Source organism: Paenibacillus rhizovicinus, from assembly GCF_010365285.1.
GTDB classification, from domain to species: Bacteria; Bacillota; Bacilli; order Paenibacillales; family Paenibacillaceae; genus Paenibacillus_Z; species Paenibacillus_Z rhizovicinus.
In genome coordinates, this window is sequence record NZ_CP048286.1 from 5,565,541 (window position 1) to 5,580,166 (window position 14,626).

Sequence of the window (14,626 nt, forward strand, 5' to 3'; positions counted from 1 at the left end):
TCAATTCGACGGGTCTTTGCTGCGTTCACCGATACCGGAGCAAATCTTTTTTGGAATCTTCCCGTGTTCGCGCAACAAATCAGCTATTAGAAGACAATAAATCACAAGGATTTTCTATAGCGCTCGCGATGAGGCAGTTTTTATAATGATAACATGAGCTCGGCCTGCGCTGCTCTACTGTTGATCTCCCCCAGAGCTGCAGTGGCTCTGCGCTGCCCGAGCTCCCAACACGCTCGAGTAACGTTAGATATTGATAGCATAACCATAGTCCACCACGAATAAGGAGGCGAGAGCGATGAGCGAAATGTTCAACGTGCGGCAATACGGAGCAACGGGAGACGGTCGGACGAAAGATACGGAGGCATTGAACAGGGCGATCGCGGCATGCCATGAGCAAGGCGGCGGCACTGTCCGGGTGCCTTCCGGTACGTATGTAACGGGTACGGTCGAGCTGCGCAGCCATATCACGCTGCATCTGGATGCGGGAGCGGTGCTGCTGGGCAGCCCGGACATGGCGGATTACCCGCGCCTTCCACATCGGAGCGAATTCCGGGATCAAGTACTGATCGCCGCGATCGGTGCCGTTAACGTCGCGATCACGGGGCGCGGTACAATCGACGGCAACAGCGACGCGTTCATGCTCGATGGGGAGCCGGATTTGCTGCGCGACTTCAGTGCGGAATATACGAGACAAGGCGACGCCTACCATATCGTGAACGACAATCCGGTGGACGGGCCGGTCAAGCATAAGGAGCGACCGGGCATTCTGGTCTTGTTCCTCCACTGCTCCAACGTGCATGTCTCGGATATCTTGATTCGGAATTCTCCGAACTGGTGCGTGCACGCAGGCCGTTGCGAAGATGTACGCATGACGGGGCTGACCATCAAGAACAGCCTTCTCGTACCGAATGCCGACGGCATCGACGTCAGCCGCAGCCGCAATGTCCGTATCAGCGATTGCCACATCGAAGGGGGAGACGACGGACTCGCGTTCAGCCCTTGCGCGGAGGGCTACGGCGAAAGCCCGAACGAGAATATCGTCGTCGAGAACTGCACGATCACGTCGCGCTCGGTCGGTATCCGAGTAGGCTGGGATGCATATCCGATTCGCAATTTCCTGTTCCACAACATCATTATCCGCGACTCCAATCGCGGAATCGGCTTGTTCATGCGGCAGGGCGCACCGCTCGAAAATATCGTATTCTCCAACATCATCATCGAGACGCGCCTGCATCAAGGGAAGTGGTGGGGCAAAGGCGAGCCGATCCATATTTCCGTCATCCCGCTGCCTGTCCATACCGGTCCGGCGTTTACGGGCAAGCTCGGAAAGATCCGCAACGTCACGTTCAGCGGCATTACGGCTACGGGCGACCAAGGCATCGTCATTGCCGGCCATCCGGACAGCTATATCGAAGGCGTTACGCTGGAGAACGTCAAGCTGACCGTGCGGGAAGGCCCGCTGCAGGAGTCGTTCGGCGGCAACTTCGACTTCCGTCCGGCGATTGACGAGAAGAAGAACGTGTTCGCCCATGACATTCCGGGTTTATATGCCGGCTGCGTAGACGGGCTGACGATTCGCAATTTCGCGATCGACTGGCAGGGCAAGCTGCCGGCTTATATGAAGTACGGCTTGGAAATCGAGCAGTTTAAAGAGTTGACGATCGACGGCTTCGCGGGCAGGCAGCCGCAGCCTTGCGACGTTTCCGAAGGCGCGGCGATCTGCCTGCGCGACGGCGGCAAAGCCAGGGTGCTGCACAGCGTGGCAAAACCAGGCACCGGGATCTTCTTGAAGCTGGAAGGAGAGACGACATGCGGATTGTTCGCGCTCAATGACGTATCGGAAGCGGTAACGCCTGTCGAGCCGCGAACGGACAATCTGCTTCATATGACGGAGTTTGGCGAGTAGGTTCGCCGTCATCATCTTCAAGTCTCCAACAATGCCATGCGCCTAGCAGCAAGCAACAAGCAAGAAGAAAGCCGGTTCCAAAGGCGATTGCGTTCGCCTGCGGAACCGGCTTTCTCTCCATCCATCACGAAAACTTCCTCACACTCGGACACATACGCTTGTCATACTTGCCTACTCGTTACGCGCAGTGCTGTCCTGGATGTTGAGCTTGGGTTTCATGGCAGGTTCGAGGCTGACCGGCCCGCGTTCGATTCGCTGCAGCAGCATATCGACGATCCGGCCGCTGGACCAAGCAATGTCGAAGCTCACATTGGTGAGATTCGGCCGCAGACCGCGGAAGAACTCGGAAGGTCCGAAGCCGATGACGGATAGATCCTGCGGCACTCGGATGCCATGATCGTGAAAATAATTCAACGCCGCGACCGTCGTGATTTCATTGGAAATCATCAGCGCCGTCGGCTTCTCCGTTTGGAATAACCGATGGATGCCGGCATAACTTTCTTCCAGCTGTCCGGGGATGCGAACGATCATTTCTTCCCTAAAGGGAATGTCGTATTCGCTGAGTGCTTTCATGAAGCCTCGAATGCGATCGCCGTTAAAAGAGATGATCTGACCTTTGACGCTGCCGACGATGAAGCGAATATCGGTATGTCCGAGTTCGAGCAAATGATTGGCTGCCGTATAGCCGCCTTCGAAATCATCGGCGGAAGCATAGTAGATATCTGCGGGGTTGTTCGAATATTTCATATTGAATATGTACGGAATGCCGGCTTCTTCCAGCATGGAGGCCAGAGATTCGTTAGCGGAAGGGCTCATAATGATGAAGCCGTCGGCCGCCTGGCTCTTAATGACGTCGAAATACGTTTCGGAATCCGCATCCGCAGAAGTAATAATAAGTATATTGTATCCTTCGTTATGAGCTTTCTCCGTCAACGCTTTGAACTGCGCCTGGAAGCCGGCGTTGTAGATCAGCTCGCTGATATGCTGGGCGCTGACGACAAGCCCGATGATTCGGCTTTTGCCGTATTTGAACATGCGCGCTGCCTTGTTCGGCACGTAGCCGAGGCTTTGGACGGCTTCAAGCACCCGCTGTCTGGTACGCGGCTTGACGAGATTGGAATCGTTCATGACTCTGGATACGGTGGAGGGAGTCACGTTCGCCTGTTTGGCGACATCGTGTATGGTTGGCTTTTTGATATGCGTTCCTCCTTGGGCGATTGTGGCTGCTTATAAACGCGTTAACGATACCATCTATTCGAATTGTAAAGGGCGGCAAGAGAAAATACCAGTCTGCAGGCAAAAATGCGAAGAATGCGGTTGACAGTCAGTCGGAGGTAGGCTATTATTGGCACGAAAAGGCTTACATGCTTAAGGCTTGGGCAGTGAGAGAAGCAGTGTAAGTTTTTTATTTTGACCATTTTGGCAACGTTGCCAAAATAGATTCTAGTCGCTATTCCTGACTATTCCGCAACTATCCAGTATCTCGCCTCTATCCAGTAGCCCGCCTATTGCGGACAATGGTAACCATGTCTTCATCCGCCGCTTAAATGCTTACTTGCAGCCGCATCATGCTGCTGTTCGATTCAAAATGGCAACGATGTCATATATGTTCCTCGCGTTTGCTACCAAAACTATGGAGGTTATCGAAATGATTATTGCACTAGGCTGCGATCATGCCGGATTTCATCTGAAGACGGCGGTTGCCGAACATCTGAAGTCGATCGGCTGCGACGTTGTCGACCATGGCTGCTACAGCGCCGATGCCGTTGATTTTCCCGATATTGCCCGCTTGGTCTGCCATTCGGTTCTGCGCGGGGAAGCGGCACGCGGCATCATGGTTTGCGGAACCGGCGTAGGCGCAAGCATCGCGGCCAACAAGATTCCCGGCATTCGCGCGGCGGTCTGCCACGACTATCACTCGGCGCATCAAAGCGTGGAGCATGACGACGTCAACGTCATGTGCGTCGGCGCGCAGATCGTCGGCGCTTGGCTCGTGAAGGATCTGATATCCTCGTATGTCACGGCGACGTTCAGCACGGAAGAACAATTTCGCAGAAGAGTCGAGAAGCTGGCCGTGTTGGAGCGCGAAGCCGCTTCGATGATAAAGCCCGAGTAGGTAAAACAGGCGCTAGAATGCGCCGCATCATGTTAAGGCTCGCAATCGTTGCAATCCTAAATGACTCAGGCAGGAGGCGTGTCCGTGCATAACGCGTCGTATGAAACCACAACTTCACCTTATGCTTTCTTGTCGTCCGGCAGCCAGAAGCTTGGCTGGACCCCGTCTCTGGAAACGGGAGGCCTAGCGTTGTCAACGGAATATGCCTACCGGACAGAGCTCGAGGCGCTGTGCGGTTTCATCCTGCGCAGCGTCTTTCACCGGATCCCGCATCAGCCGGACGCCGGCGCGCCGGAGCTGAAGCATGGAGATGCGCCAGCCGCGGACGCGCTCGACTTCATTTACCGGTATTTGGCCTCCGCGCTGCATCAAGCGATGCCTCTGTCGGATGAGGCTTATCGAAGCGGCATGGATCGCAATGAGCGCAAGGTAGAGGAGGCATTGTCCTATATAGAGGCGCATTACGAGAACGATTTCGGCCTCGACCAGCTTACCGAGACGATGCGCTGTTCATCGACTTATCTCAATCGGCTGCTGAAGCAATATACGGGCAATACCTTCTATAACCTGCTGACCCGGAAACGGATCGAGCGCTCCAAGCAGCTTCTATCCCAAGATCGTCTAACCGTAGGCGAGATCAGCGCGGCGGTCGGCTACACCAACGTGCACAGCTTCATCCGCGCTTTCAAAAGGAGCGAAGGAATCACGCCGGGGCAATATCGGGAAAGCTGCATGAGCGCATAATGCAAGTGGTCATCATCAATACTCTATCATCAATAATCTATCATCCATAACGCTATCAACCGTATGACCGTATTAACGCATAGCCGCGTGATCCGCCGGAAAGGGCGGCAGTAACGCAGCAAGAATAGGGCACTCTTACATGCGCGAGCAAGCGATTCGCTAGCTCCATGCATGCAGGAGTGCCCTATTTGTACGGTCGACAGAACGACGCTAATCCGGCTGCGATAGCTTGGCGAACATATCGATATACACGAGGCTGCGGTCGATATCGATCGCTTCCTTGTAGAAATGCTGCGTATCGTCCGTGGAATACGTGAAGTTCGGATTCAGCATCGGCGTTCTTCTCACGACGGAAGGCACCCATTCCTCGTTCAGCAGCCATGCGATGGCCGAGACGTCCCACAGCACCTTGGACCAGCCGGGGCGATTTTGTCCGAAACGCTCGAACCGGCCATGGAACAGATCGCTGAAGTAGGTACCCAGTTTGTTCCGTCCGCGCAGGCAGGCATCGATCTCGTACGTCGACGTCAGCAGGTGCGAGGCAACGCTATGGCAGGGCAGCACGATGAGCGGAACGCCGCTGTCATAGATAATACTGGACGCGTGGTAGTCCTGCGACACGTTGAAAATATCCTGCGTCGGCCACCAATGGGCGTTCGGACCGAGCCAGACGACGACGATTTTGCGAATGATGTCGGGGTACTTGGCGATCGCCGACGCCACGTTGGTAATCGCGCCGATGGCCGTCACGTAGAGCGGTTCCGCATCGTCGGCCGCCAGGGCGAGCTCGATGATCTTGTCGACGGCTTCGCTCTGCACCGGCTCTGCGGGACCGGTCATGAAATTCGGGGAGCCTCTGTAAACCGGCGGCGCCGTCGTCAAGTTCATCAGCTTGAAGATATTGAAAATTTCGTTGTAGCTCTTCTCCATGCCTTCGCCGGGACTGGTCGAGTTCCAGTTGAAGAACGGAGCCGCCGTAATGGCAAGCAGGTCGATCTTCTCCGGGGAGCGCAGCGCGTAGGCAAGCGCGAATTGATCGTCGACTTCATTGAAGGCGTCGGTGTCCAGAATCATTTTGATCCGGCCTTGGGGATGTTGGAGCCGCTCCAGCATGCGTGCGTCGTCAAGACGCGGCCATGTAGGGCTGTTCATAAGTTGCACCTCTTTAATCACGGTATAGTGTAGCCGTCCACTCGCGGCGATGTGTCCATTATAGGCGACGGTGAGGCGGATCGAAATGTGCACAAATCAAAGGCGCCGGTGTTTGATTTCTGTACATCGCGTTCGATAATTGCCGTCGTCCGCTTGATATCTGTGTATATTTCGTTGTTGCCGTCTTCGTTACAATTAATACAGGTGCCGGCTGCTGCGGCGTTTCAAACGGTCGTCGATCATTTCAACTTTAGCGAGGAGCGAACAAGAATGGGCGAAGCTACGTTATTCGATAAGTTTTATGGATGTATTGCCGGGGTGCATATCGGCTCCGCGATGGGAGCGCCGGTAGAGGGCTGGGATTTCGAGCGGATCGACAAGGAATACGGCCTATTGGAAGAATTGCTGCCATATGAGCATTTTCACAACGGGTGGGTGCGCGAAGCGGGCACGACGGAGGACGGCGTTGAGCGGCAGAAGCTGATGATCTCGGCCATTATGGAGAAGCAGGACCGCGTAACGGCGGAGGACGTGCGCAAGATGTGGATTTCCAAAATCAAGCCGGAATCGGCGGGCATGATCTCCGAACCGTTCGAGGCCGTGCTGCTGGCGATGGCCAAGAGCGGCATTCCGGCCCGGGATATCGGCAAATATTGCGATTATGCGGGATTGAACAGCTTCTCCCGTTCCTGTCACCCGATCGGCCTCATTAATGCCGGCGATATTCCGAATGCGATCAATGACGTGAACGAAGTCGGCCAGCTTTATCAAACGACGAACGGACGCGGCTTGAAATGGGCGACCGTAACGGCCGTTGCGATTGCTTCCGCTACCAAGAAAGGCGCGACCGTCGACAGCGTGCTCGGCGCCGTCTTCGATCATTGCGATCCGGACATCGTCGTCAAGGAGCTGGAACGCGAGCTGAAACGGACCGCGGGCATCGAGGATTACCGCGAATTCCGGAAGACGCTCTACGAATCGTACAGCATCCGCGGCATTCCTTACGAGGTCAGCTACGCGAACGAAGTGGTGACGAAGGCGGTATGCATCTTCAGCAGAACCAAAGGAAACGTCAAAGAAGCGATGGTCGCAGCCGTCAACATGGGACGCGATACCGATTGCGTGACGGCGGTCGCCGCCGGCATCTCCGGGGCGCTGACGGGGACGGCGTTCGTGCCGGATTCATGGATCGAACAGACCGACTATGCGACGACGCTGCATGTCGTGACCAACTCCCAACGCACGATGAAAGAGCATGCGGAAGGATTGTACCAAGCCTACCGCTCCAGATTGCAGCGATTGAAAGCCTATTCCGAGCTGATGGGGGCGCTATAACGGCGAACGGCGCGCGTAACCGCGGAGGTCAATCATGAAGAGGCGTTATGCTTTCGAAGCGGGTTTTGCGATTCTCGCCGGAACCGCCCGGCAGCGCAATACACTCGCAATACACAAAGGAGAGTGCGACGATGAGCGAGAAGGTCAGCTTGAAGGATAAATTTTACGGATGCATTGCCGGCGCCCATGTCGGAGCGGCGATGGGCGCTCCCGTTCAAGGGAGAAGCTGGCAGGAAATCGATGCCGAACATGGCGTGCTTGCCGGGCTGCTGCCTTACGAGAACGGGTGGATGCGCGAGGCAGGCACGACGGAAAGCGGCGTGGAAAGACAGAAGCTGTTGATCGCGGCGATCACGGAACGACGGGATCGCGTGACGGCCGAAGACGTGCGCGCGGTATGGGTCAGGGAGCTGCAGCCGCCTGCGATCGCCAAGCAGATGGAGCCGTATGACGCAGGCCTGCTGGCCGTCGCGGGCAGCGGCATTCCGGCCCGGGATTTGGGCAAGTATTGCGATTATGCGGGATTGAACAGCTTCTCGGGCTGGTGCCATCCGGTCGGCTTGATCAATGCCGGCGACGTGAAGAACGCCATTCGAGACGCCTTCGAGCTCGGCCAGCTGTACCAGGCGTCCAGGAGCTATGGCGTGAAGTGGTCCGGCGTTACGGCTGCGGCTGTCGCGGCTGCGACCAAACCCGGCGCGACGATCGACACCGTCATCGCGGATTTGTTTACCTTCTGCGACTATTCCGACGTAGGCGCGCAGATCGATGGCTACAAATACGGGTATCTGCGCGACAACGTGATTGCCGAGCTTGATTCGGGGTTGAAACGCACGGCGAACTGCACGGATTTCCGGGAATTGAGGGAAGCCTTCGACCGTACTTATCATGGCTGCGGCGTTCCTTACGGCAACAGCTTCTCGAATGAAGTCGTGACGAAGGCGATCTGCATCGTCCGCATGGTGAAGGCCGATGTCCATGACGCCATCATTGCGGGTGCCAACATGGGAAGGGATACCGTCAGCGTGACTGCGCTGGCTGCCGGCATTTCCGGGGCGATCAGCGGCGCATCGTCGCTGCCGGAACAGCTCGTTAATCAAGTGGACCGGGCCTCCGCGCTGAACGATTACAGCTTCACGCAGCGCACGATCCGCGAGCAGGCCGACGGGTTGTACGCGGCATTCCAGGCTAGATTGCAAACGATCAACAACTTGGTGGAAGAGATGCTGGTGTAACGTCAGTCAGCATCCCATATGATTGGTTTTCTTGCCGGCGTTCGCGGCGAGGACGGTGTCACGCGCACCGTTGTCGCTGCGGGCGCTTTTTGCCGTCGGGCCCGAGTCTTTCTTGAACGATTCTGGTCATGCCCAAGGTTTTATTCATGCAATAGCGAATGGTTATGTGTATGCTGCGATAATCTGGTGTAAGATGCCAGTAGGAGGGATGCCAATGAGCACCAAGCAAACGATCATTCCGCATTTATGGTTCGAGAAGGAGGCCAAGGAGGCCGCCGAGTGGTATGCGTCCATCTTCCCGAACTCCGAAGTGACGCATGTATCGACGATCAAGGGTACCCCGTCGGGAGACTGCGACATTGTCGCGTTCGAGCTGTGGGGACAGCAATTTGCCTCGATCAGCGCCGGACCGCTGTTCAAGTTCAATCCATCGGTGTCGTTCATCGTCAATTTCGATCCGTCCAGGGAATCCGATGCCGCTTCCATGCTTCAGGCGATGTGGGATAAAATGTCCGACGGCGGCACGGCGTTGATGCCGCTCGGCGAATACCCGTTCAGCAAGCAGTTCGGCTGGATTCAGGACAAGTACGGGGTGTCCTGGCAGCTTATGCTGACCAATCCGGACGGCGAGGAACGGCCGCCGATCGTGCCGGCGCTCATGTTCGTCGGCGATAATTGCGGCAAAGCGGAAGAAGCGATGCGATTCTACGAATCCGTCTTCGCGAAATCGCGACAAGGCAATTTGATCAAATATCCGCCGGGCATGGAGCCCGATCAGGCGGGGAACGTCATGTTCGCCGACTTCCGGCTGGAGCAGCTCTGGCTTGCCGCGATGGACAGCGCGCACGACCACAAGTTCAAATTCAACGAAGCCATCTCTTTCATGGTCTATTGCGACACGCAGGCGGAAATCGACCATTACTGGGAGCGGCTTTCCGCGGTTCCGGCCGCCGAGCAATGCGGCTGGCTGAAGGATCGATACGGTCTGTCGTGGCAAATCGTGCCGAGGAGCATGGACGAGATGACGCAGAACGGCACGCCCGAGCAGCGGGCGCGGGTAACGCGGGCTTTCATGCAGATGAAGAAATTCGATCTTGCGGCATTGCAGCAAGCCTACGAGGGATAACGGGAAGATCCGCTGGACGGGCGCGCCTCTTATGGCAGACATGGGACAAACACCAAGGTGTTTCAACCGATGCTGCTGCGAGAGGCGCTTTTCGTCGTGGGCCGCCTCTCTCTTCACGGATCTCGTCGAATGTCATGAAAGCGGTTAATAAACATCTGTCACATTTAGGAAACTTCTGCTATAATCTTCTACACGCATAGAACCGCCGCTTCCGTAACGCCTCTACCGCATCGCTGCAGCTTCCTCCCGATTGTCCTTCCATTCCACGAACAAGGAGATCATTAACTGAATGAATGATGTACAACAAACGTACCGCATCGCGCTTGAAACGGTGACGGAACAACTGCGCCTCGACAATCGCGTCCTGGCGGCTTTTGTGATGGGAAGTTTATCGTATGATGTCGTCTGGGAGAAGTCGGATATCGACATGACGATCATTACCGACGACGAGAAGAAGCCGACCGGATCCGTCGTGCTCGTCGAGCAGGGAATTTGCATCTCGGCCAATCTCGTGAGCAGGCAGCAATTCAAGAGCAACTTGGAGCGGTCGCTGAACGCGAGCTTCTTCCATTCCTACTTGTCGAAAGGGACGCTGCTGTTCTGCAACGACGCCTCGATTCGCGATCTATACGAACGGGTCCGCCATGTCGGCGAACGCGATCTCGACGTGCAGCTGCTGAACGTCGCTTCGGGCGTCGTGACGCTGCTCGAGAAGGCGGAGAAATGGATCGTCGTCAAGAAGGATCCGACCTACAGCTTCCTCTGGCTGATGAAGACGGTCGAGGAGCTGGCGCGGCTGGAAGTGATGCTGAATCGCGACATTCCGACGCGCGAGGTGGTACAGCAGGCGCTCGTTTACAATCCGGTATTCTTCAAAAGAATGTATCACGACCTGATCGAAGGGCCGAAGACGATCGAGGCGATGGCCGATGCGATTCAAGCGGCCGACCGCTACGTGGAAGAACGGCATGAGCGGTTGTTCAAGCTGGTCACGGATTACTTGTCGGAGCAGCACGACGTTCGTCCATTCTCCGAGCTGATGCTTCATTTGAAACAACGCTACCGAATGGAAGACATGCTGATCGTGCATGGCTGCGAATGGCTGGCGCAGAAGGGTTTCATCAAGCGAGCTTCCTATCCCGTCCGTTTGACGGCGAAGAGCCGGGTCGAGGTGGAAGAGCTTGCTTACTTTGACGGGAGGGGGTTCGGACAATGAGCATGAGGCAAACGATCTCGATTCGGGGCGCGCGCGAAAATAACTTGAACAACGTCTCCCTCGATATTCCGCGGGAGAAGCTGACCGTCGTTACCGGCGTCAGCGGTTCCGGGAAATCGTCGCTCGCGTTCGACGTCATCTATGGCGAGGGTCAGCGGAGGTTTATGGAGTCGATCTCCTCTTCCTATGCCAAGCGGTACATTCCGCAGCTGAAGAAACCGGATGTCGATTTCGTCTACGGCCTGTCGCCGGTCGTCTCCATCGAGCAGAAGACGGGAACGCCGAATCCGCGTTCGACGGTCGGCACGATGTCCGACGTGTACGATTATGTGCGCCTGCTGTTCGCGACGCTCGGAACGCCGCATTGTCCGCGCTGCAGCGCCGAGCTCGAGGCGAAGTCGCCGAATCAGATCGCGGAGCATATCCTGGCGCTGCCCGCGGGATCGACGGTCGAACTGTACGCGCCCGTACAGCCCATATTCGGCGAGACGTTCAGCGTGCTGTTCGACGAGATCCGGACGAAAGGCTACCGCATGTTCAAGATCGACGGCGTCCTGCACGACACGGGCGACCGGATCGAATTGGACGAGCATGCGCCCCATGAGCTGGAAGTGCTGATCGACAAGTACGAAGTGAAGCGCGACATCTATAAGCAGCTCGTGTTGTCGATCGAGCTGGGCATGAAGATCGGCGAAGGCTTCCTTCATATCGTGCCGAGCGGCAGCAAGCTGACGGAGCGGGACATCGAGCGTTTCCAGCATCAGTTTGCGTGCAAGGCGCATCATTACGTCGCGGGCGAGATGTCGCCGGGCTATTTTACCTTCAACGACACCGACAGCGCTTGCCGCACTTGTCTGGGCATCGGCGCTTACAAGTACGCGCAGCCGGAGCTGATGATCGCCAGCCGCGAGCGAAGCCTTCGCCGCGGAGCCTTGAACGAGCGGCTCTACAACTTGAAGAACCCGAGGGCATGGCGGAACATGGTCATCTACAGCCTCTCGCAGCATTACGGCTTCAGTCTCGACACGCCGTTCAAGGATCTTCCGCCCGAAATCGTGGACATGCTGTTCTACGGCACGAAGGGGGAGCGATATACTTTTCTCGGTTCGGAGGACAATCACCAGGGTCACTGGATTCAGGAACATGTCGGCAAGCAGTGGACGTACGATGGGATCGTAGGCGAAATCGACCGGTGGTACCGGAACTCGCGCAAGAAGCAGGAGCTGAAAGGCTACGAGGAGTCGATGTTCAATCTCGTCATGGTCGAACAGACCTGTCCCGAGTGCCACGGCATGCGGTTCAAGCCGGAGCGCCTGCTCGTTACGCTGGCGGGCAAGACGATCCATGGCCTTGTCTCCATGCCGCTGGACGAGATGAAGAGCTTCCTGCAATCGTTCGAGCTTCCGCGGCGGAAGCTGCAGGTCGGCAAGCAGATCATGAATGAGCTGCTCGGGCGGATTGATCTGCTGCTCGATATCGGACTGGGGTATTTGAACCTGGACCGCCGTTCGGACACGCTCTCCGGCGGAGAGTCGCAGCGGATCCGTTTATCGACGCAGATCGGTTCAGGCCTGATGGGGATGCTCTATGTGCTGGACGAGCCGAGTATCGGACTGCATCCGCGGGACAGTCAGAAGATGATCGACACGCTCAAGAAGCTTCGCGATTCCGGCAATACGGTTATCGTCGTGGAGCATGACGTCGAGACGATGATGGCAGCGGATCATGTCATTGAGATCGGCCCTGGCCCAGGCCAGCACGGCGGCAATGTCGTGGCGGAGGGAACGATCGCGCAAATCATGGCGAATCCCGATTCGCTGACGGGTCAGTTCATGAGCGGCGTCCGGAACATCGTTGCGCCCGCCGAACGCAGACAGCTTGGCGACAAGGTGCTGCGAATCGTCGGCGCGCGCGAGAATACGCTGAAGAATGTCACCGTCGAGATCCCGCTTGGCGTGATGACATGCGTGACGGGCGTGTCGGGTTCCGGCAAGAGCAGCTTGATTAACGATGTGCTGTATAAAGCGCTGCACAAGCATTTTCAGGATGCGCGCATCATTCCGGGACTGCATGATCGGATCGAAGGCGTAGAACATATCAACGGCGTCATCAACATCGACCAGTCGCCGATCGGCCGAATGCCGACCTCGAGCCCTGCGACGTATGTCGGGCTGTACGACCGCATTCGCAAGCTGTATGCTTCGCAGGAGCTGTCCGTTGAACGAGGTTATACCGAGACGTATTTCAGCTTCAACGCGAAGGGCGGACGCTGCGAGGAATGCAAGGGACACGGAACGATTACGTCGCAGCTGCTGTTCATGGCCGACGTGGAATCGGTGTGCCCGGCGTGCAAAGGCGCGCGCTTCGCCAGCGAGCTGCTCGATGTTACCTACAACGGCAAGACGATTGCCGATGTGCTGGAGATGTCGATCGAGGAAGCGGAGCAGTTCTTCCGAGGCGAGAAGTACGTCGCGCATAAACTGAAGGTGCTTAACGAGCTTGGCGTCGGGTACCTGCGTCTCGGCCATTCGGCGACGGTGTTGTCCGGCGGCGAGGCGCAGCGCATCAAGCTTGCGGCGGAGCTTGGCAAGATGAAGCGCGGCGCGCACTACCTGTACATCTTCGACGAGCCGACGACCGGCTTGCATCTCGCGGACATACAGAAGCTGCTCGACTGCATGAACCGACTGCTGGAAGCGGGTCATACGGTGCTTGTCATCGAACACCATCTGGACGTCATCAAGACGGCCGACCATGTCATCGACATGGGACCGGAAGCCGGCCGGAACGGCGGCTATGTCGTCGCGACGGGCGTGCCGGAAGATATCGCGCAAGTCGAAGCGTCGCATACGGGCCGCTGTTTGCGGGAGATCGAGGCGTCCTATTCGGTGCGGAAGGCCGGGGCGTCAGTCTAGGCGATGCTGAGGTGCCGAGCGCTTCATCGCTGAGATACCCAGCGGGCGCGGAGCCATCGCGTCATAGGACAGGGACGCGGAAGCGGCGTCCTATCATCTGGCAGGGACACGGAGGCGGCATCATATCATCTGGCAGGGACACGCAGGCGGCATCACGCTATCTGCATGCTAAGGTGTGACGCCGCTGCCGGTCTGAGGTATAATGGTTGACGAGAAAGCGCATTCATAGGAGGGGATCCCATGTCCGAGATGATTCATTCCGTTTCAACCGCAAGCAAAGCCATTGCCATTACGTTCGACGACGGTCCGGATTCGGTATTTACGCGTCAGACCGCAGATATGTTCAACGCTGTATCCGGGAAAGCGACGTTCTTCATGATCGGCAGCAAGATCGAAGAAGAGCAGGCATTCGTCCGGTCCATTCATGACGAAGGACACGAGATCGGCAATCATACGTATACGCATCCCCATCTGACCCAGATCGGCGAAGAGATGGCTTTCGCTGAATTGGAGCGGACGGACAAGCTGATCGAGCAGGTCATCGGCCGCCGAACGGCCGTATTCCGCGCGCCGTATCTGGACAGCAACGAGGAGACGCTCGCGCTTGCCGGCCGGTTCGGCTACAGCTCGATCGGCGCGCTCAATCTGGGCACGCGCGATTGGGAGACGCCGGGCGTGGATTTTATCCTGGAGCATACGTGGGATTCCATCCGCGACGGCGCGATCCTGCTGTTCCATGACGGCTCCGGCGGCGACCGGTCGCAGTCGATGGAGGCGGTCCGCATTCTGCTGGACAAGCTGACGTCGGAAGGCTATGAGCTTGTGACGGTCAGCGAACTGCTGGCCCGGCAGGGTCGTTAGTCCGTCGTGTGGAGGTAAGG

At 57.0% G+C, this 14,626-nt stretch carries 11 protein-coding genes; 9 read left to right on the plus strand and 2 right to left on the minus strand.

Annotated features, from left to right (window positions below; translation table 11 throughout):
- Positions 1–295 precede the first annotated feature (295 nt).
- On the plus strand, positions 296–1,906 hold the full coding sequence (locus GZH47_RS24840; RefSeq protein WP_162643701.1) for a glycoside hydrolase family 28 protein: 1,611 nt from the start codon (positions 296–298) through the stop codon (positions 1,904–1,906).
- Between the two features lie 171 nt (positions 1,907–2,077).
- Here GZH47_RS24840 and GZH47_RS24845 read toward each other — a convergent pair whose 3' ends face one another.
- Positions 2,078–3,124: a LacI family DNA-binding transcriptional regulator gene (locus GZH47_RS24845; protein ID WP_318653428.1), complete on the minus strand. Its 1,047-nt coding sequence runs from the start codon at positions 3,122–3,124 to the stop codon at positions 2,078–2,080.
- A 430-nt stretch (positions 3,125–3,554) separates the two neighbouring features.
- On the opposite strand from GZH47_RS24845, the gene rpiB reads away from it, so the two are divergent.
- Both rpiB and GZH47_RS24855 read left to right on the plus strand, forming a co-directional pair.
- Positions 3,555–4,022 carry a ribose 5-phosphate isomerase B gene (rpiB, locus tag GZH47_RS24850; protein ID WP_162643703.1) on the plus strand — a complete coding sequence of 156 codons (468 nt, stop codon included), beginning with the start codon at positions 3,555–3,557 and terminating at the stop codon, positions 4,020–4,022.
- Between the two features lie 189 nt (positions 4,023–4,211).
- Complete coding sequence (locus GZH47_RS24855) at positions 4,212–4,766, plus strand: helix-turn-helix domain-containing protein (protein WP_162643704.1); 555 nt, start codon at positions 4,212–4,214, stop codon at positions 4,764–4,766.
- A 210-nt stretch (positions 4,767–4,976) separates the two neighbouring features.
- Here GZH47_RS24855 and GZH47_RS24860 read toward each other — a convergent pair whose 3' ends face one another.
- Positions 4,977–5,918 (minus strand): nucleoside hydrolase, encoded by a 942-nt coding sequence (locus GZH47_RS24860; protein ID WP_162643705.1) that lies wholly within the window; start codon positions 5,916–5,918, stop codon positions 4,977–4,979.
- 270 nt (positions 5,919–6,188) lie between these two features.
- Between GZH47_RS24860 and GZH47_RS24865 the strand changes: the two genes are divergently transcribed.
- From GZH47_RS24865 to GZH47_RS24890, 6 genes are all read left to right on the plus strand, one after another.
- Positions 6,189–7,253: an ADP-ribosylglycohydrolase family protein gene (locus GZH47_RS24865; RefSeq protein ID WP_162643706.1), complete on the plus strand. Its 1,065-nt coding sequence runs from the start codon at positions 6,189–6,191 to the stop codon at positions 7,251–7,253.
- A 131-nt stretch (positions 7,254–7,384) separates the two neighbouring features.
- The gene (locus GZH47_RS24870; protein WP_162643707.1) at positions 7,385–8,488 is read left to right on the plus strand and encodes an ADP-ribosylglycohydrolase family protein; all 1,104 of its coding nucleotides are present in this window, start codon (positions 7,385–7,387) and stop codon (positions 8,486–8,488) included.
- A gap of 214 nt (positions 8,489–8,702) precedes the next feature.
- Positions 8,703–9,614 (plus strand): VOC family protein, encoded by a 912-nt coding sequence (locus GZH47_RS24875; protein WP_162643708.1) that lies wholly within the window; start codon positions 8,703–8,705, stop codon positions 9,612–9,614.
- A gap of 289 nt (positions 9,615–9,903) precedes the next feature.
- Entirely contained in the window at positions 9,904–10,830 is a 927-nt protein-coding gene (locus GZH47_RS24880; RefSeq protein ID WP_162643709.1) for a nucleotidyltransferase domain-containing protein, read from the plus strand.
- Positions 10,827–13,745: an excinuclease ABC subunit UvrA gene (gene uvrA, locus GZH47_RS24885; RefSeq protein WP_162643710.1), complete on the plus strand. Its 2,919-nt coding sequence runs from the start codon at positions 10,827–10,829 to the stop codon at positions 13,743–13,745. Before GZH47_RS24880 ends, uvrA begins: the two co-directional genes overlap by 4 nt.
- 240 nt (positions 13,746–13,985) lie before the next feature.
- The gene (locus GZH47_RS24890) at positions 13,986–14,606 is read left to right on the plus strand and encodes a polysaccharide deacetylase family protein (protein ID WP_162643711.1); all 621 of its coding nucleotides are present in this window, start codon (positions 13,986–13,988) and stop codon (positions 14,604–14,606) included.
- Positions 14,607–14,626: the final 20 nt, after the last annotated feature.

What these genes read in the sequence shown, in the direction of transcription:
- GZH47_RS24840 (WP_162643701.1), top strand. Translation starts at nt 296, where the DNA reads ATGAGCGAAATGTTCAACGTGCGGCAATACGGAGCAACGGGAGACGGT.
- rpiB (WP_162643703.1), top strand. Translation starts at nt 3,555, where the DNA reads ATGATTATTGCACTAGGCTGCGATCATGCCGGATTTCATCTGAAGACG.
- GZH47_RS24860 (WP_162643705.1), bottom strand. Translation starts at nt 5,918, where the DNA reads ATGAACAGCCCTACATGGCCGCGTCTTGACGACGCACGCATGCTGGAG.
- GZH47_RS24865 (WP_162643706.1), top strand. Translation starts at nt 6,189, where the DNA reads ATGGGCGAAGCTACGTTATTCGATAAGTTTTATGGATGTATTGCCGGG.
- GZH47_RS24870 (WP_162643707.1), top strand. Translation starts at nt 7,385, where the DNA reads ATGAGCGAGAAGGTCAGCTTGAAGGATAAATTTTACGGATGCATTGCC.
- GZH47_RS24875 (WP_162643708.1), top strand. Translation starts at nt 8,703, where the DNA reads ATGAGCACCAAGCAAACGATCATTCCGCATTTATGGTTCGAGAAGGAG.
- GZH47_RS24880 (WP_162643709.1), top strand. Translation starts at nt 9,904, where the DNA reads ATGAATGATGTACAACAAACGTACCGCATCGCGCTTGAAACGGTGACG.
- uvrA (WP_162643710.1), top strand. Translation starts at nt 10,827, where the DNA reads ATGAGCATGAGGCAAACGATCTCGATTCGGGGCGCGCGCGAAAATAAC.
- GZH47_RS24890 (WP_162643711.1), top strand. Translation starts at nt 13,986, where the DNA reads ATGTCCGAGATGATTCATTCCGTTTCAACCGCAAGCAAAGCCATTGCC.